At 62.5% G+C, this 16,822-nt stretch carries 13 protein-coding genes; 4 read left to right on the top strand and 9 right to left on the bottom strand.

Annotated elements, in window-relative coordinates; translation table 11 throughout:
• Positions 1–42 precede the first annotated feature (42 nt).
• Complete coding sequence (locus tag SLT36_RS06220) at positions 43–1,341, bottom strand: adenylosuccinate synthase (protein WP_067956749.1); 1,299 nt, start codon at positions 1,339–1,341, stop codon at positions 43–45.
• 195 nt (positions 1,342–1,536) lie between these two features.
• Between SLT36_RS06220 and SLT36_RS06225 the strand changes: the two genes are divergently transcribed.
• Positions 1,537–2,469, top strand: coding sequence for a DMT family transporter (locus SLT36_RS06225; RefSeq protein ID WP_432286337.1), 933 nt, complete (start codon positions 1,537–1,539; stop codon positions 2,467–2,469).
• Between the two features lie 53 nt (positions 2,470–2,522).
• On the opposite strand, the gene serA is transcribed toward SLT36_RS06225, so the two are convergent.
• The 3 genes from serA to SLT36_RS06240 form a co-directional block, all read right to left on the bottom strand.
• The gene (gene serA / locus SLT36_RS06230; RefSeq protein WP_432286338.1) at positions 2,523–4,121 is read right to left on the bottom strand and encodes a phosphoglycerate dehydrogenase; all 1,599 of its coding nucleotides are present in this window, start codon (positions 4,119–4,121) and stop codon (positions 2,523–2,525) included.
• Positions 4,122–4,292: 171 nt separating this feature from the next.
• Positions 4,293–5,468, bottom strand: coding sequence for a phosphoserine transaminase (locus tag SLT36_RS06235; RefSeq protein WP_432286339.1), 1,176 nt, complete (start codon positions 5,466–5,468; stop codon positions 4,293–4,295).
• A 173-nt stretch (positions 5,469–5,641) separates the two neighbouring features.
• Positions 5,642–5,779, bottom strand: coding sequence for a hypothetical protein (locus SLT36_RS06240; RefSeq protein ID WP_169808307.1), 138 nt, complete (start codon positions 5,777–5,779; stop codon positions 5,642–5,644).
• A gap of 266 nt (positions 5,780–6,045) precedes the next feature.
• On the opposite strand from SLT36_RS06240, the gene SLT36_RS06245 reads away from it, so the two are divergent.
• Positions 6,046–7,545: an ArnT family glycosyltransferase gene (locus SLT36_RS06245; RefSeq protein WP_432286340.1), complete on the top strand. Its 1,500-nt coding sequence runs from the start codon at positions 6,046–6,048 to the stop codon at positions 7,543–7,545.
• Between the two features lie 95 nt (positions 7,546–7,640).
• On the opposite strand, the gene SLT36_RS06250 is transcribed toward SLT36_RS06245, so the two are convergent.
• Entirely contained in the window at positions 7,641–8,336 is a 696-nt protein-coding gene (locus SLT36_RS06250) for an outer membrane protein (RefSeq protein ID WP_067956766.1), read from the bottom strand.
• A gap of 190 nt (positions 8,337–8,526) precedes the next feature.
• Positions 8,527–9,309, bottom strand: a complete 783-nt coding sequence (locus SLT36_RS06255) for an outer membrane protein (protein WP_432286341.1) — start codon at positions 9,307–9,309, stop codon at positions 8,527–8,529.
• 236 nt (positions 9,310–9,545) lie between these two features.
• Between SLT36_RS06255 and SLT36_RS06260 the strand changes: the two genes are divergently transcribed.
• Positions 9,546–10,916: an IS1182 family transposase gene (locus tag SLT36_RS06260; protein WP_432283660.1), complete on the top strand. Its 1,371-nt coding sequence runs from the start codon at positions 9,546–9,548 to the stop codon at positions 10,914–10,916.
• Positions 10,917–11,076: 160 nt separating this feature from the next.
• On the opposite strand, the gene glmM is transcribed toward SLT36_RS06260, so the two are convergent.
• The gene (gene glmM, locus SLT36_RS06265; protein ID WP_432286342.1) at positions 11,077–12,429 is read right to left on the bottom strand and encodes a phosphoglucosamine mutase; all 1,353 of its coding nucleotides are present in this window, start codon (positions 12,427–12,429) and stop codon (positions 11,077–11,079) included.
• A 350-nt stretch (positions 12,430–12,779) separates the two neighbouring features.
• Here glmM and SLT36_RS06270 point away from each other — a divergent pair, with 350 nt between their 5' ends.
• Positions 12,780–13,412 (top strand): LysE family translocator, encoded by a 633-nt coding sequence (locus SLT36_RS06270; RefSeq protein ID WP_432286343.1) that lies wholly within the window; start codon positions 12,780–12,782, stop codon positions 13,410–13,412.
• A gap of 81 nt (positions 13,413–13,493) precedes the next feature.
• On the opposite strand, the gene SLT36_RS06275 is transcribed toward SLT36_RS06270, so the two are convergent.
• Together SLT36_RS06275 and ftsH are read right to left on the bottom strand one after the other, a co-directional pair.
• Positions 13,494–14,663, bottom strand: a complete 1,170-nt coding sequence (locus tag SLT36_RS06275; protein ID WP_432286344.1) for a serine hydrolase domain-containing protein — start codon at positions 14,661–14,663, stop codon at positions 13,494–13,496.
• Between the two features lie 201 nt (positions 14,664–14,864).
• Positions 14,865–16,799 (bottom strand): ATP-dependent zinc metalloprotease FtsH, encoded by a 1,935-nt coding sequence (ftsH, locus tag SLT36_RS06280; RefSeq protein WP_067956781.1) that lies wholly within the window; start codon positions 16,797–16,799, stop codon positions 14,865–14,867.
• Between the last annotated feature and the right edge of the window lie 23 nt (positions 16,800–16,822).

Raw genomic sequence — 16,822 nt, forward strand, 5'->3', positions numbered from 1 at the left:
GGCGATTCCGGCGGCAAATCAGCCGCCGGAAAGTTGCCAAAACTAGTCTTCAAACGGATCGGTCACAAGTATCGTGTCATCCCGCTCGGGGCTGGTGGAAAGCATGGCCACCGGGGCGCCGATCAGCTCCTCGATGTAGCGCACATACTTTACCGCCTGGGCCGGCAGGTCGTTCCAGCTGCGGGCGCCCGCGGTGGTGCCTTTCCAGCCTTCGAGGGTCTCGTAGACCGGTTCGACACGCGCCTGCGCGCCCTGGCTCGCCGGCAGGTAGTCGATCAGCTCGCCGTCGAGCATGTAGCCGGTGCAGACCTTGATCTCGTCGAGGCCGTCAAGCACGTCGAGCTTGGTCAGCGCGATGCCCTTGATGCCGTTGACGGCAACCGCCTGGCGCACCAGCACGGCATCGAACCAGCCGCAGCGGCGCTTGCGGCCGGTGACGACGCCGAATTCGTGGCCGCGGGTGCCGAGGAATTCGCCAACTTCGTTCTGTTGCTCGGTCGGGAAGGGGCCCTCGCCGACGCGGGTGGTGTAGGCCTTGGTGATGCCGAGCACGTAGTGGATCGAGCCCGGGCCCATGCCGGAACCCGCTGCCGCCTGGCCGGCGACTGTGTTCGACGAGGTCACGAACGGATAGGTGCCGTGGTCGATGTCGAGCAGGGTGCCCTGGGCGCCTTCGAACAGGATGCGCTCGCCGGCGCGGCGCTTGTCGTCGAGCACCTTCCAGACGCGGTCCATGTAGGGCAGGATCTTGTCGGCGATCGAGGTCAGCTCGGCCATGATGACGTCGTGCGTCACTTCGGGATGGCCAAGGCCGCGGCGCATCGCATTGTGGTGCGTCAGCAAACGATCGACCTTCTGGGGAAGCGTTTCCAAATCCGCCAAGTCCATTACCCTGACGGCACGGCGGCCCACCTTGTCTTCGTAGGCGGGGCCGATGCCGCGGCGGGTCGTGCCAATTTTCGTTCCGGAATTGGAGGCGGCGTCCTCGCGGAAACCATCCAGCTCACGATGCAGCGACAGGATAAGCGCGGTGTTTTCGGCTATTTTCAGGCGATCGGGGCCGATCTCGACGCCCTGGGCGCGGATCTTCTCGATCTCGGCGACAAAGGCATGCGGGTCGAAGACCACGCCATTGCCGATGATCGACAGCTTGCCCTCGCGCACGACGCCGGATGGCAGCAGCGACAGCTTGTAGACCACACCGTCGACCACCAGCGTATGGCCGGCATTATGCCCGCCCTGGAAACGCACCACCACATCGGCGCGCTCCGACAGCCAGTCGACGATCTTGCCCTTGCCTTCGTCGCCCCACTGGGAACCGACGACCACCACATTGGCCATAATATTTTCCTTCCGACATCGCGGCTGAGGCCGCGAACAGTGCAAAATGACAGGCCTCTATAACGCCAAGCAATTGGATGTGCGACCTTTCTTTGCCGCCTCAGGCACAACAAATTCAGCCTTTGGGCGCATTTACATGCCGAAAGCCAGCGCCTAGGCCGGCATGGTGCCCCTCGCCAGCGAAAGTCCGGCCGCATGCATCGAAACGCCTATGTCCTGCTGTTGGCGACCACCCTGTTCTGGGGTGGCAATGCGGTGGCGGGCAAGCTTGCCGTGGGCCACGCCTCGCCGATGCTTTTGACCTCGTTGCGCTGGGCGTTCGCCGCAGCATTTCTCGGCGCCGTCGGCTGGTCCAGGCTCCGGGTGGACTGGGCGGTGGCGCGCAGGCACATCTGGCTGCTCGTCGCCCTGGGCGGGCTTGGGTTCACCGCCTTCAACGCCGCGCTCTATTCGGCGCTCAATTTCACCTCGGCCATCAATGCCAGCATCGAGCAGGCCGGCATGCCCATGGTCATCTTTGCCGCCAACTTCATCCTGTTTCGCATGCGGGTCAGCTGGGGCCAGATTCTGGGCTTCCTGTTGTCGCTGACAGGCATCGCGCTGACCGCCAGCCATGGCGATCTCAGGAGCTTGCTCGCGCTCGACATGAATTTCGGCGATGCGCTGATGCTGATCGCCGTTCTCGTCTACAGTGCCTACACAGTTGCGCTGCGCTTCAAGCCGGACATCCACTGGCTGAGCCTGATGATCGTCATGACATCGGCAGCCTTCGTCACCTCTCTTCCGTTCGTCGCCTGGGAAATCGGCACTGGCAGGGCCATCGCGCCCGACGCGACGGGCTGGGCGATCACCGCCTACATGGTGCTGTTTCCCTCGATCCTGGCGCAGATCTTCTACATCAGGGGTGTCGAACTCATCGGCGCCAATCGTGCGGGCCTGTTCATCAACATGGTGCCGATCTTCGGCACGTTGTTGTCGGTGATGATCATCGGCGAGGACTTCCAGCTCTACCACGCATTCGCCATCGTGCTGGTGCTCGGCGGCATCTGGCTTGCCGAGCACAGCGGGCGGAAAATGGCGAGCGCCGAGGAGCTTTTGGCTGCCGAAAAACACAGCTCCGATGCCTGAAAAGAAAAAGGCGCGGGGATCGGCCCGCGCCTTTCGTGCCTTGGGAGGCTTTGTCAGATTCCGTTGACGTCGAACTGCAGGCGCTTGGCCGAGTCGATCGACTTGTGGTCGCGCACCTTGGCGAGCACGTCTTCGGGGAACGGTGCGTCGAGATAGAGCAAGGCGATCGCATTGCCACCCGGCTGGTCGCGGCCGAGCTGGAAGTTGGCGATATTGACGCCGCTCTCGCCGCACACGGTGCCGAGCAGGCCGATGATGCCAGGCGCGTCGGCGTTGGTGGTATAGAGCATGTGTTGGCCGACCTCGGCATCGAGATTGATGCCCTTGATCTGGATGAAACGCGGCTTGCCGTCGGAGAAGCACGTGCCGGCGATCGAGCGGGTCATATGCTCGGTCTTCACGCTCAGCTTGATGTATCCGTCGAACACGCCAGACTTGTCGCGCTTGACCTCGGCGACGATGATGCCGCGCTCCTTCACCATGATCGGCGCCGACACCATGTTGACGTCGGAGACCTGCGGCCGGATCAGGCCGGCGAGCGCAGCACTGATCAGCGCCTTGGTGTTCATCTGTGCGGTCTGGCCGTCGAACAGGATCTCGACCTCGGTGATCGGGTCTTCCGTCACCTGGCCGACAAAGGCGCCGAGCACTTCGGCGAGCTTGACGAAGGGCTTGAGCCGCGGCGCTTCCTCAGCGGTGATGGACGGCATGTTGATGGCGTTGGAAACAGCACCCTTGACCAGATAGTCGGCCATCTGCTCGGCCACCTGCAAGGCGACGTTCTCCTGCGCTTCCGAGGTCGAGGCGCCGAGATGCGGGGTGCAGACGACGTTGTCCATGCCGAACAGTTCGTTTTGCTCAGCCGGTTCCACCTCGAACACGTCGATGCCGGCGCCTGCCACCTTGCCGCTTTTCAGGCCGGCGATCAGGTCCTTCTCGACGATCAGGCCGCCGCGGGCGCAGTTGATGATGCGCACGCCCGTCTTCATCTTGGCGATGGACTCGGCGTTGATGATGTTGCGCGTCTTGTCGGTCAGCGGCGTATGCAGCGTGATGAAATCGGCGCGGGCGAACAACTCGTCGAGCTCGACCTTTTCGACGCCGAGTTCTTCGGCGCGATGCTCCGACAGGAACGGATCGAAGGCAACGACATGCATCTTGAGGCCGACGGCGCGCGTGGCGACGATCGAGCCGATGTTGCCGCAGCCGATCAGGCCGAGCGTCTTGCCGGTGATCTCGACGCCCATGAAGCGGTTCTTTTCCCACTTGCCGGCATGGGTCGAGGCATTGGCCTCGGGCAGTTGGCGGGCGACCGCGAACATCAGCGCGATGGCGTGTTCGGCGGTGGTGATCGAATTGCCGAAGGGCGTGTTCATGACGATGATACCGCGCCGCGAGGCGGCAGGAATATCGACATTGTCGACGCCTATGCCGGCGCGGCCGATGACCTTGAGATTGGTCGCCGCAGCGATCAGCTTTTCGGTGACCTTGGTCGCCGAGCGGATGGCCAGGCCGTCATATTTGCCGATGACTTCGAGCAGCTTTTCCTTGTCCTTACCGAGGTCGGGCAGGTAGTCGACCTCGACGCCCCGATCCTTGAAAATCTGGACGGCGGTGGTGGAGAGTTTGTCGGAAACGAGAACGCGAGGCATGGGTCTTAATCCCTTTGCGATTGGTCTGCCTCCCCCTTGTGGGGAGGTCGGTCGCGAAGCGACCGGGTGGGGGAATGGGTTGAACGCGGGGATGGGAGCAAAGTCTGAAGCGCCCCCAATCCCAATCCGCCGTGCGGATCGACCTCCCCCGCGCGGGGGAGGGCAAGGGCGTCAGGCCGCAGCCTTGAGCGCTGCCTTCTGGTTGGCGAAGGCCCAGTCGAGCCAGGGCATCAGCGCCACCAGATCGGACGTCTCGACGGTGGCGCCGGCCCAAATGCGCAGGCCGGGAGGCGCGTCGCGATAGGCGCCGATGTCGAAGGCGACGCCTTCCTTTTCCAGCGCTAAAACCATGCCCTTGGCGAAGGCCGCCTGACCGTCCTTGTCGAGAGCGGCGACCTCAGGGTCGACGATCGACAGGCAGACCGAGGTGTTGGAACGCGTCTCCGCAACGACGGCCAGGTTGGCGAGCCAGCCGGACTTTTCGACGAACGCGTCGATGGCCGCGAAGTTCGCGTCGGCGCGGGCAACCAGGGCATCGAGGCCGCCGAGGCCCTTGGCCCAGTTCAGCGCATCGAGGTAGTCCTCGACGCACAGCATCGACGGCGTGTTGATCGTCTCACCCTTGAAGATGCCTTCGATCAGCTTGCCGCCCGAGGTCAGGCGGAAGATCTTGGGCAGCGGCCAGGCCGGCTTATAGGTCTCGAGCCGCTCGACGGCGCGCGGGCTGAGGATCAGCATGCCGTGGGCGCCTTCGCCGCCCAGCACCTTCTGCCAGGAGAAGGTGACGACGTCGAGCTTCTGGAAGTCGAGCTTCTGGGCGAAGGCCGCCGAAGTGGCGTCGCAGATGGTCAAGCCCTTGCGGTCGGCCGGGATGAAATCGCCATTGGCGACGCGCACGCCCGAGGTCGTGCCATTCCAGGTGAAGACGACGTCGCGGTCGAAATCGACCTTGGTGAGATCCGGCAGCTCGCCATAAGGCGCCTCGACCTTGCGGACGCCTTCGATCTTGAGCTGCTTGACAACGTCGGTGACCCAGCCGGCGCCGAAGGATTCCCAGGCGACCATGTCGATGCCACGTTCTCCGAGCAGCGACCACATCGCCATCTCGACGGCGCCGGTGTCGGAAGCCGGAACGATGCCGATGCGGTAGTCCGATGGGACCTGGAGAACTTCGCGGGTCAGCGCGATGGCCTGCTCGAGCTTGGTCTTGCCGATCTTGGCACGGTGCGAGCGGCCGAGCGGCGCGTCAGCGAGGGCCTGGAGCGACCAGCCGGGACGTTTTGCGCAGGGACCTGAGGAGAAATTGGGGTTTGCCGGACGGAGTCCGGGCTTGGCGACGATCGTCATCGTGGTTCTATCCTTCCAGATAGTTGGCCCCTCGTTGGGGAGGGGTGGCCCACGGACGGCGATATGCGTTTAGCGTTCGAGCGTCAAGAGGAAAGTTTCTGTCGCAAAGAGGACATGCCCTGAAGGTGCGGAGGCAGCGCTGGTCGCCGACCAGGCATGCCCGCAATCGCCACCTACTCTGCCGGCAGATAGCCCGCATGGACCAGATGGTCGTGCAGCAACTCCCGGATGGCTTCCTGCCGGCTGGCGTCGCTCTGCTTGTTGCGGCGATATTCGTCCACGGCGTCCAGCACGGTCGATGGAAACCTCATATGCACGGCCTCGGTCCCCACCGGCCGCCGCCCTCGTTTCGGAAGTTGTTCACGCAAGTCCGCCCCCAAGCAAAGTCTAATTTAGAGAATCGTAAATTCCGAAAGATGAAATTGCAATAACGAAGTGGCTGGTGGGAGGTGGCGGAAATGCCTCCAACGCTCTTTGTGGCCACAGGGAAGACCGGTTTAGGTCAGCGGTTGTGCGGCGATTGGAATTAACGCAGAACGGGCATCGGTTTGCGGGGCTTGCATTGGCGGGGTGGTTCGTGGCTCACGTGTTTTCACTCGGACTGCGGTTTCAGGGGCTGATTGCCGCTCGTCCGCAAGCCGTGACCGTGGCTTCACTGGCTGCAATCGTCGGCATTTCTCTGGCCCTTGGATTCTACAATCTCGACTTCCTCTATGGCGCCCATGTCGACGAACCAACGAAGGTGGCACTGGTCGCGGACAAGCCCAACAATTATTTCCACCCACCGTTGCTGATCGTTCTGGCGAGGGGCGTTGTGTGGCTCGTGTCGGCTTCCAGCGACCTCGATCAGCTTTGGGCCGGCCGCTTCGTCAGTGTCATGGCAATGACGGCCGCAAGCGCGCTTTTCTACCTTGTCATGGCGCGCTACGTCGATCGCCTGCAGTCCGTTATCTGGAGTTGCGTTTTCGCGTCGTCTCCGGCAATCGCCGTGCACGCCCATTACTTCAAGGAAGATGCGTTGCTCGTGTTCGCCATTTGCCTTGGCCTCCACGCGCTGGTGCGGGTTGCGGAAAGAACCGACCTGCACAATCTGATCTATTTGGGCATTGCTCTCGGTCTTGCGCCGTCTGCCAAGTATGTTGGTTTCCTGAACAGCGTCGGGTTGTTCGCGTTTGCCCTGTGGTACTGCCGGTTAGGCGAGAGGGGGGGCGCATTGGTGGTCGTCGCGGGCGCCGCCACCATTCTCGCCGTTCTGCTCGTCTCCTTCGCGGGCGAAAGCGGAACCGGTCTTGGCGATGTGTTGACTGGCCTCGCAAGGGAACTCAGGCATGCCGAGGATGGTCATGACCTCAAGGAATGGGTCTGGGCAGGCTATGGATTCACCCATCTGCGTCACCACCTGCTTCCAAGCATCACGGCGATGACGTTTCTGATAGGTCTCGGGGCAATCTGTTTGGCGCTGGTGAAGGACCGAGACCGGCAAGTGGCAGCCTTCGCGGCGGCCGCGATCATATGGTTGTTCGCGCTTGAGCTCTCGCCGCTCAAGATCGTGGGGCAGATGCGCTATGTGCTTCCAGTTGTCATCTATTTCCTGCTCGCCGCTGGGATTGCCTGCTCGCGCTCAGTCGCCATTCGAAGCCGAGCCGGCGCCATGGTGTTGGCCCTTGTTGCGCTGACGGTCACAGCACATGCGGGGATTTCCTATGTTCGGAACATGAATCCCGGCAAGGACACGCGGACGAGGGCAGTCGAATTCCTGACGGCAAACGGGATGACCAATGTGATCTCCGACTATCCGATCGGTCATCCAGTGGCGCAGACATGGGACTATGAAGCGCTGGCCTCGTATGACTATCTGCTGTCGCTCAGATTCGAGCGCTATTTGCGCGGTGGCGAGCTGAGAGCTCAAGGCTCGCAAGTCTACGAGCTGGCATCGATGTTCCATTGCCTCGACGGGTATGCTGTCGCAACGATTTCCCGGCTCTATGGGGACTACGGCTTCGTTGCGCCGACCGTCAGAATATACGATCTCAAGCGCGGCGCCTCATGCATCCCGACAGCAAAAAGCCAGATGTGAGGCACGGCTGGCTTCTTCGAGAGAACGCAGCGCTTCCAGAAAGCAAACGGCGGGCCTTTGCCCGCCGCTGTCATCATCCAGGGGAGATCAGGCGCTTACCAAAGATCGTAGCGCAGGCCGACCTTGACCTGGTGGTAGTCGAGGCCCTTCTTGGTGGTGAGCGTGCTGAAATCCATATATTCCAGATCGGGCGCACTCAGATACTGGTAGCCGACGTCGATTGAGGTGTTCTGGGCGACGCGATATGCGACACCGGCGCCGACCGAGTATGCGACCTTGTATTGCGCGTCGCGGGCATAGAAGTCGAGTGTCGGGTCGACATCGTCGATGCTCACGCGCTGGCTTGAATAGATCAGGCCCAGGCCGGCGCCGACATAGGGCGTGAAGCCGGCGACGGTGCCGAGATCGGCATAGACATTTGCCATGCCGTTCCAGAAGCTGTTCTTCAGCGAGACGGTGGTGTCGGCATCCGAAGCGCTGAAACTGTCGGTGCCCAGGAAGCCGACATTGAGCTCACCGCGCAGGAAGTCACTGAAATGATAGCCCGCACCGATGCTGCCGGTGATGCTGGTGCTGTCGGATTCAACACCGAACAGCGTGAAGTCGTAGGGCGACTTGGTGATGTTGTAGCCGACGTCGCCGCGCAGGTACCAGCCGGAACCGACTTCGACCGGGACATATTCCGGGGCCTCGTCGATGGCGATTGGCGGGTCGTAGTCGGCAGCGCCGGCTGCGAGTGGCCAAAGCATGGTCGCGGCCAGTGCCAGCGCTATGCGAGACGTCAAGGTCATGATCGCATTCTCCCGAAATGGCGCCAGATGTTGCCGATGAGCCCAGCAGCCGTTCACCTCATCATTAACCATAGAGGTTAAGTCACAGTTAAGGATAACAGATGGTTAGCTGGTGTTTGCGGACGTCGCCGCAAAGAAAAACCGCCCGGCGAGCCGGGCGGTTTGGCGTCAGGAAAATCCGCTTGGACGCTTAGTTCAGCGAGTAGCGGACACCAAGCTTGAAGTCGTGCGAGGTGATGTCCTTGAAGCGGATGCCGTCATTGGCAGGTGGGAAGGGGAAGGACGGGTCGACGTTCTTCAGCTCACCGGTCTGGCCGTCGCCGAGATTGACGAAGCTGTAGCCGAGGTCGATGGTCATGCGCTCGGTGGCCTTGATGCCGAGGCCGGCATGAAGTGCCCAGGCGAGATCCCAGCGCGACTTGTCGGCGGCATAGGCGCCACCGCCCGTCTGCGGGTTGGTGTCGGTGAAGCTGGAGATCGTGTTGCGCGACGCGCCGATACCCGCACCGACATATGGCGTGATGCCATAGAACGTGCCGACATCGGCATAGGCGTTGGCCAGGAACAGCCATTCCGACTTTCTGCCGCGATAGTTGTTGGTTGTTACCGGATCACCGGGAGCCGTGGCCCTCAGCCAGTCCTGTGCGGTGAAGTCCGCCGCGCCGCGATACTCCGCGGTGATGTCGCCACGCAGGAAGTCGTTGAACTGATAGCCGACGCCGAGGCCGAAAGTCGGCGCCGAGCCGAAGCTGCCGTCATCGTACCAGCCATGTTCGAACGGGATGTCGAACAGCGGCGATTCCAGTCGCTTGATGCGCTGGTTGCTCATGCCGATGTGGCCGCGCAGGTACCAGCCGCCATAGGATGGCTGCTCGACCTCGATGATCGGCTCGGGCATGTCGGCGGCGAAAGCCGGCCCGGCGACCCCGACGAGCAGCGCGGCGAATAATGCGTTCCTTCCAATATTGAACATTGCCCATAACCCTATACTTGCGGACCCGCTACGCGCCCGACGTCACTAACCGGGATGGATAATGCTTGGTATAGGTTAAGGCCCGCTTAACCTTGGCGATTAACCACGTTTGCCTGCGCTCAATGGTTGCCGAGGTTGTGGCCTCAAGCTTTTGAACAACAAAAAGCCCGCCGGAGGCGGGCCCAGACTGCTGACAAACCCCTGGCGAGAGTTGGGGGTTTGTGATTCAGTGTGTGATGTTGAAGCGAGCTGGCCCTGAACAAACCGCACTTGAGATCGTCACGCTTGATCAACTGGTTCCAGTTGATCACCTTCTGCGCAAGATCGATGGTGTTATCGATTTCTCGTTCATCCACGATCTGACAGCGCCGCTTTACTGCGCCGACAATGGTCGCCCGCCACTCGATCCGACCTTGATGTTCAAGGCGCTGTTCATCGGCTACCTGTTCGGGGTGCGCTCGGAGCGGCAATTGGTGCGAGAGATCGAGGTCAATGTCGCCTACCGGTGGTTCCTGCGGCTGAAGCTGACGGACAAGGTGTTCGACGCCTCGACATTGTCGCAGAACCGCCGCCGGCGCTACCAGGACGAGACGATCGCGCAGGCGATCTTCGACCGCATTGTCGAGCAGGCGATCGGGGCAGGCTTGGTCGACGGCACGGTGCTCTACACCGACAGCACGCACCTGAAGGCCAATGCCAACAAGGGCAAGTACGACCTTGCCATGGTCGCCAAGTCGCGTGCCGACTACTGGGGCGAACTCGACCGGGCGATCGATGCCGAACGGGCGCTGCACGGCCAGAAGGCGCTGAAGGAGCAGGAGCGGCAGCCTGCGGTGAAAGAGACGAAGGTCTCGCGCACCGATCCTGAGGCAGGCTATATGGTGCGCGAGGGCAAGCCGAAGGGCTTCTTTTATCTCGATCACCGCACGGTGGATGGCGGCTTCGGCATCATCACCGACACGTTTGCCACGCCGGCCAACGTGCATGACTCGATCGTCTATCTCGACCGGCTCGACCGCCAGGTGGAGCGTTTCGGCTTCGACGTCACGGCGGCGGGGCTGGATGCCGGCTATGCCACGCCAGGCATCGCCAAGGGCCTGGAGGACAGGAACATCCAGGGTGTCGTCGGCTATCGCAACCCGCCCCGGCCAAAGCCTGGCAAGATGAGGAAGGGCGCTTTCGTCCATGAGCCGGACCTTGACGGCTATCGTTGCCCGCAGGGCCAGTTGCTCACTTACGCCACCACCGATCGCGGCGGTTATCGCCACTACAAGAGCGACCCGACGATCTGCCGCAACTGTCCGCTGCTGGCGTCTTGCACATCAAACGCCAAGGCCGAGCGCACCATCACGCGCCATGTCTGGCAGGATGTCCGCGAGCGGGTCGATGCCAACCGCTTAACCGCATGGGGCAAGGCGATCTATCGACGCCGCAAGGAGACGGTCGAGCGATCCTTCGCCGATGCCAAGCAGCTCTTCGGCCATCGCTATGCACGCTTCCGAGGGCGAACACGCGTCGCCTGCCAGTGCCTGATCGCAGCCGCCGCCCAAAACATGAAAAAGATCGCAATCAGCCTCTGGCCAAAGCCAAAACCAAGCCTCGCATGAGGCCAAAGCGGGCTCGCAACGGCCCTGGCATCTGCTCCCCGAAATCAAGCCAAAAGCTCAATCAACCCACAAAACAAAACCCCGCCGAAATTCGACGGGGTTCGTCAGCAGTCTGAGCCCGCCGGAGGCGGGCCTTTCAGTGTCTCTCAGATATCTCGGCTCAGGCGGCCGAGCGGCTTTCCGATATGACGCCGACGATGTCGTTGACCACGGTTTCGACAAGTTGCGGGTCGTCGCCTTCGGCCATCACGCGGATCAGGGGCTCGGTGCCCGACGGGCGGATCACCAGACGACCGGTCTTGCCCAGCCGGTTGCGGCCGTCTTCGATCGCCGCCTTCACCAGTGTCTCCTCAAGCGGCTTGCCGCCGGAGAAGCGGACGTTCTTGAGCAACTGCGGCACCGGCTCGAAGGTGCGGCTGAGCTCGCTCATCGGCTTGTTGGAGCGCTTGATGCAGGCAAGCACCTGCAGCGCCGCCACCAGCCCGTCGCCCGTGGTCGAGTAATCGGTCAAAACGATGTGGCCCGACTGCTCGCCGCCGATGTTCAGGCCATGCGTGCGCATGTGCTCGACGACATAGCGGTCGCCGACCTTGGTGCGATGCAGTTCGAGGTTGAGCTCGCCGAGATAGCGCTCCAGGCCGAGGTTCGACATCACGGTCGCCACGACGCCGCCGCCGGCGAGACGGCCGCTCTGCTGCCAGGATTGCGCGATCAGCGCCATGATCTGATCGCCGTCGACGACGGTGCCGTTTTCGTCGACGATGACGACGCGGTCGGCGTCGCCGTCAAGCGCGATGCCGATGTCGGCGCGAACCTCGTGGATCTTCTTTTGCAGGCCGGCCGGATGGGTCGAGCCGCATTCGGCGTTGATGTTGAAGCCGTTGGGCTCGACATTGATCGGGATCACCTCGGCGCCGAGTTCCCAAAGGGCGGCAGGCGCTACCTTGTAGGCTGCGCCGTTGGCGCAGTCGACGACGATGCGCAGGCCCGACAGAGACATCGAGCGCGGCAGGGTGCGCTTGGCGAATTCGATGTAGCGGTCATGCACGCCATCAACGCGCTTTGCCCGGCCGAGCCCGTCGGAATCGGCGAGCAGCGCCTCGACATCCTGGTCGAGCATCGCCTCGATGCGTTCCTCGATCTCGTCGGAGAGCTTGTAGCCGTCCGGGCCGAACAGCTTGATGCCGTTGTCGTGGTAGGGATTGTGCGATGCCGAGATCATCACGCCGATGTCGGCGCGCAGCGAACGCACAAGCATGGCGACAGCCGGCGTCGGGATCGGGCCGAGCAGGAACACGTCCATGCCAGCGGCGCACAGGCCCGACACCAGCGCGTTCTCGATCATGTAGCCCGACAGGCGCGTGTCTTTGCCAAGCACGACGCGGTGGCGGTGATTGCCGCGCTGGAATGACAGGCCGGCAGCCATGCCGACCTTCATCGCAACCTCAGCGGTCATCGGAAATTTGTTGGCCCGTCCGCGAATGCCGTCGGTGCCGAAATAGCGTCCAGCCATGTTAGCCTGTCCCCGTGGAGTCCACCCGCGCCTGCTTTGCCACAACGCGGGCCGACCAACGCATCACATTTGGTGATTTTATGTCACAAAAGCTTAGAAAAGGGTTGGGGTTTTTCGCGGCAGTCTCCCCGACTTGAAGGTGGGTGAGCTTTTGTCGGCCCCCCTGATGCCAGGCTACAAACGTGGCGCGGCTCAAATTTGGGCAGACCGATTGTTGGAGCCCGACAGAATCCATATCGCACCGGTTGCAGATGTTGCTTAGCTGGCGGGCGCAGATGCAGAAGGCGCCACCTTGCCAATTCCTTGAATCCAGCTAGACAGGAACTCCGGCTCACTCGAAGGAACACGATATGCCGGATCTCTCCACACTTATGCTTTTTGCCGCCGCATCGGTGGTTCTGACCGCCACGCCCGGTCCCGACATGCTGCTCATCGCCTCGCGCAGCATCAGCCAGGGGCGCTCGGCGGGTTTCCTGACCTATCTCGGCATCGCGCTCGGCACCTATTGCCATGCGCTGGCCGCGGCCCTCGGGCTTTCGCAGCTGTTTGTGGCAGTGCCTGTCGCCTACGAGATCGTGCGCTGGGCCGGTTGCGCCTATCTGCTCTACCTTGCCTGGAAGACGCTGCGCTCCGAGACCTCGGCCTTTGCGCCGACGTCCGGTCTCAAGCGGTTCTCGTCAAGGCGCATCCTCGGCGCAGGGCTTGCCAGCAACCTGCTCAACCCCAAGATGGCGTTGTTCGTGCTGGCGCTGTTTCCGCAGTTCATTCGTCCCGACACCGGATCGATGATCGTGCAGACGCTGGTGCTGGCGACCGTGCTCAACGGGATCGGCTTTATCGTCAACGGCTCGGTCATCCTGCTGAGCAGCCACCTGCGCCAGCGGGCATGCGGATTGGTGCGGCTGGGCAGGCTGCCTCAATATTTCCTCGCCAGTGTCTTTGCCGGGCTGGCATGCCGGGTGGCGCTGGGCAGCCGAAACTGAGCATCGCACCGGCTGCTGCACCGAAGATACGGAACCGCCGCTGGGTGTCCTCAGCGGCGGTTCCCTGAGAACGCTTCCGACTCACGTCGCAAGTTTCGCGCCGGCCAGTAGGTCGTCGATCACCGACGCCCGGAACGCGCCGCTCTCCGGAGTGCCATCGTTGTTCATGAGAAGTGCCGCCACGTGGTTCTGGTCCTCCGACAGCGCCACGATGTTGGAGGCGCCGTTGTCGCTGCCTGTGTGGCCGACGACCTTGCGGCTGGCACTTTCCTCTTCGGTCCAGCCGAGCCCTTGATAAGGGTAGATCTTCGGGTCGAGCTGCCTGCGCAGCATTTCGGCGGATGCTCGCTGGGACAGGACGGCATTATGGCTTCCCCCCAGCATGGCATGCAGCGACTTGACGAGGTCGCTCACCGAGCAGCGTAGCATTCCGGCCGGAACGTCGGGATAACCCTGCTGCGGCAGTTCGACGAACGTGCCGTCCTGGAAGCTGTAGGGCTTGGCAAGCACATCGGGCTGAAATTGCCTTAGATACCAATGGGCATTGCTGACGCCGATCGGGTCGAGAATGTTCTCCTTGACGTAAGCCGGGAAGCTCGTCCCGCTGACGCGTTCGACGACGTAGCCGGCGAGCGCAATGGCGACGTTGCTGTATTCCCACTTTGTGCCCGGCTCTGCCTGGAGGAAGGATGTCCCGGGTGCATAAGCGCGGCCGCCACTCACAAGATAGTTCCGCAGGAAGTCCGACAGGCTCTGCGTGGGATCGCCCGGGAAAGAAACGTCGCCATGGCCTTCGTCGAAAATGCTCGATGTGTGGGTCAAAAGGTGGTGTGGCGTGATCGGCAACTGTGGATGGTGCGGGTTGCGGACCTGAAAATCGATGAACCCGCTGACGTCGCCCTGCAGGTCGAGACCCTTGCGTTCGAACAGCTGCACCAGGGCGGTGGCCGTGAAAAGCTTGCTTATGGACGCCAGGTGCATCGGGGTGTCGGTGGTGAGCTTTCGCTGCTGTTTCAGGTCGGCGAAGCCGAAGGCCTCGGCGAAGAGCGTGATGTTTTCCCTGGATGCGATTGCAACGGCCGCGCCCACGACGTTTGCCGCCTTCATCCGTGCAGGAATGCCGGCTGCGAAGTCGCGGCGCCAGTCTTCGAAAGACGGGTTCCTTGCGTCGACCGCAAAGGCCAAGGATCGCTGAGGGATAAGCATGCCGGTCAATCCCAGTTTGAGCAATGAACGACGCGATGCGACCATGATCTGTTCCGCTTTCTGGCGGTCTGCCGACCGGATGCGATTCGGATGCGTGCCCGAACATTGGCGGCAGCGTGCCGATGACTTCGGCGAAAACTTGGCGGAAACGATCATCTGCTTGGAGGCAGTCTGCGACCGCCCAGAATGCAAAAACGCCGCCGAGTTTCCTCGACGGCGTTTTCATTCAGTACCGGTGTCCGGGCCTCAGCTCGACGGCTGGGGTTCCATGCCGCCTTCGGGCTCCGAACCCTTCTTCTTGCCGCGGGTCGAACCGGCCTTCGGCACGGCCGAGCCGCGCGACGGCGGGGTGTCGTCACCCATGTCGCGGGCGGGCTTGCTGCCGGCGATCAGCTGCTTGATCTCTTCGCCCGACAGCGTCTCGTATTCGAGCAGGCCTTCGGCGAGTGCGATCCAGTCCTTCTTCTTCTTGGTCAGGATGGTCCTGGCCGTCGAATAGGCCTCGTCGATCAGGCGGCGCACTTCGGCGTCGATGATCTGGGCAGTCTCTTCCGAGATGTTCTGGGTGCGGGCCACCGAGTGGCCGAGGAACACCTCTTCCTGGTTGTCGCCGTAAGCGACGTGGCCAAGCTTGTCGGAGAAGCCCCAGCGGGTGACCATGGCGCGCGCCAGCTTGGTCGCCTGCTCGATGTCGGAGGAGGCACCGGACGTAATGTTCTCCTTGCCGAACTTGAACTCCTCGGCCACGCGACCGCCCATCATGATCGCCAGACGCGAGATCATGTACTTGTAGCTCATCGAGTAGCGGTCGCCTTCCGGCAGCTGCATGACCATGCCCAGCGCGCGGCCGCGTGGGATGATGGTCGCCTTGTGCAGCGGGTCGGCGGCCGGCACGTTGAGCGCCAGGATGGCGTGGCCGGATTCGTGATAGGCGGTCAGCTCCTTCTCGGCCTGGGTCATGGCCGAGGAGCGGCGCTCGGCGCCCATCATGATCTTGTCCTTGGCGTCCTCGAATTCCTGCATGGTGACCAGGCGCTTGTTGCGGCGCGCAGCCATCAGGGCGGATTCGTTGACCAGGTTCATCAGGTCGGCGCCGGAGAAGCCGGGGGTGCCGCGTGCGACCGTCTTGAGATCGACATTGGGCGCCAACGGCACGTTGCGGACGTGAACCTTGAGGATCTTCTCGCGACCGACGATGTCCGGGTTCGGCACAACGACCTGGCGGTCGAAGCGGCCCGGACGCAGCAGCGCGGGATCGAGAACGTCGGGACGGTTGGTCGCGGCGATCAGGATGATCGACTCGTTGGCCTCGAAGCCATCCATTTCGACCAGCAACTGGTTCAGCGTCTGCTCGCGTTCGTCGTTGCCACCGCCGAGGCCAGCGCCACGATGGCGGCCGACGGCGTCGATTTCGTCGATGAAGATGATGCAAGGCGCGTTCTTCTTGGCCTGCTCGAACATGTCGCGGACGCGGCTTGCACCGACGCCGACGAACATTTCCACGAAGTCAGAACCCGAGATGGTGAAGAACGGCACATTGGCTTCACCGGCGACCGAGCGGGCAAGCAGCGTCTTGCCGGTGCCGGGAGGGCCGACGAGCAGCACACCGCGCGGGATCTTGCCGCCGAGGCGCTGGAACTTCTGCGGGTCGCGCAGGAACTCGACGATCTCTTCCAGGTCCTCCTTGGCTTCGTCGACACCGGCGACATCGCCGAAGGTGACGCGGCCGTGCGCTTCGGTCAGAAGCTTGGCCTTGGACTTGCCGAAGCCCATGGCGCGGCCGGAACCCGACTGCATCTGGCGCATGAAGAAAATCCACACGCCGAGGATCAGGATCATCGGCAGCCAGGACAAGAGTACCGAGAAGATCGAGCCCGAACCGTCATTTTCAGGGCGGGCGTTGATGGTGACGTTCTTCTGCTCGAGGCGCGACACCAGCGTCGCGTCGCCCGGCGAGTAGGTCTGGAAGCCTGTCGAGTTGTCGATATAGGTACCGCTGATGCGGTCACCGGCAATCGTCACTGTCTTGACGCGGCCGGAGTCCAGATCCTGGAGGAACTGCGAATACGCCACTTCGCTCGACGCGCCGCGGGTCTGCGGGGTCTGGAACAGATTGAACAGGGCGATGAGCAGAACGGCTATGATCGCCCACAGCGCGAAGTTGCGATAGTTCGGATTCATCGAGTTTCCCGTTGGCGCCCACG

The sequence above is a fragment of the Aminobacter sp. BA135 genome, from assembly GCF_050859125.1.
In the GTDB taxonomy this organism is placed as follows: domain Bacteria; phylum Pseudomonadota; class Alphaproteobacteria; order Rhizobiales; family Rhizobiaceae; genus Aminobacter; species Aminobacter ciceronei.

Coding starts and splice junctions, on each gene's coding strand:
- ftsH (WP_067956781.1), bottom strand. CDS start 16,799: ATGAATCCGAACTATCGCAACTTCGCGCTGTGGGCGATCATAGCCGTT.
- SLT36_RS06270 (WP_432286343.1), top strand. CDS start 12,780: ATGCCGGATCTCTCCACACTTATGCTTTTTGCCGCCGCATCGGTGGTT.
- SLT36_RS06235 (WP_432286339.1), bottom strand. CDS start 5,468: ATGACGATCGTCGCCAAGCCCGGACTCCGTCCGGCAAACCCCAATTTC.
- SLT36_RS06225 (WP_432286337.1), top strand. CDS start 1,537: ATGCATCGAAACGCCTATGTCCTGCTGTTGGCGACCACCCTGTTCTGG.
- SLT36_RS06250 (WP_067956766.1), bottom strand. CDS start 8,336: ATGACCTTGACGTCTCGCATAGCGCTGGCACTGGCCGCGACCATGCTT.
- serA (WP_432286338.1), bottom strand. CDS start 4,121: ATGCCTCGCGTTCTCGTTTCCGACAAACTCTCCACCACCGCCGTCCAG.
- SLT36_RS06240 (WP_169808307.1), bottom strand. CDS start 5,779: ATGAGGTTTCCATCGACCGTGCTGGACGCCGTGGACGAATATCGCCGC.
- SLT36_RS06260 (WP_432283660.1), top strand. CDS start 9,546: ATGTTGAAGCGAGCTGGCCCTGAACAAACCGCACTTGAGATCGTCACG.
- SLT36_RS06275 (WP_432286344.1), bottom strand. CDS start 14,663: ATGGTCGCATCGCGTCGTTCATTGCTCAAACTGGGATTGACCGGCATG.
- SLT36_RS06220 (WP_067956749.1), bottom strand. CDS start 1,341: ATGGCCAATGTGGTGGTCGTCGGTTCCCAGTGGGGCGACGAAGGCAAG.
- glmM (WP_432286342.1), bottom strand. CDS start 12,429: ATGGCTGGACGCTATTTCGGCACCGACGGCATTCGCGGACGGGCCAAC.
- SLT36_RS06255 (WP_432286341.1), bottom strand. CDS start 9,309: ATGTTCAATATTGGAAGGAACGCATTATTCGCCGCGCTGCTCGTCGGG.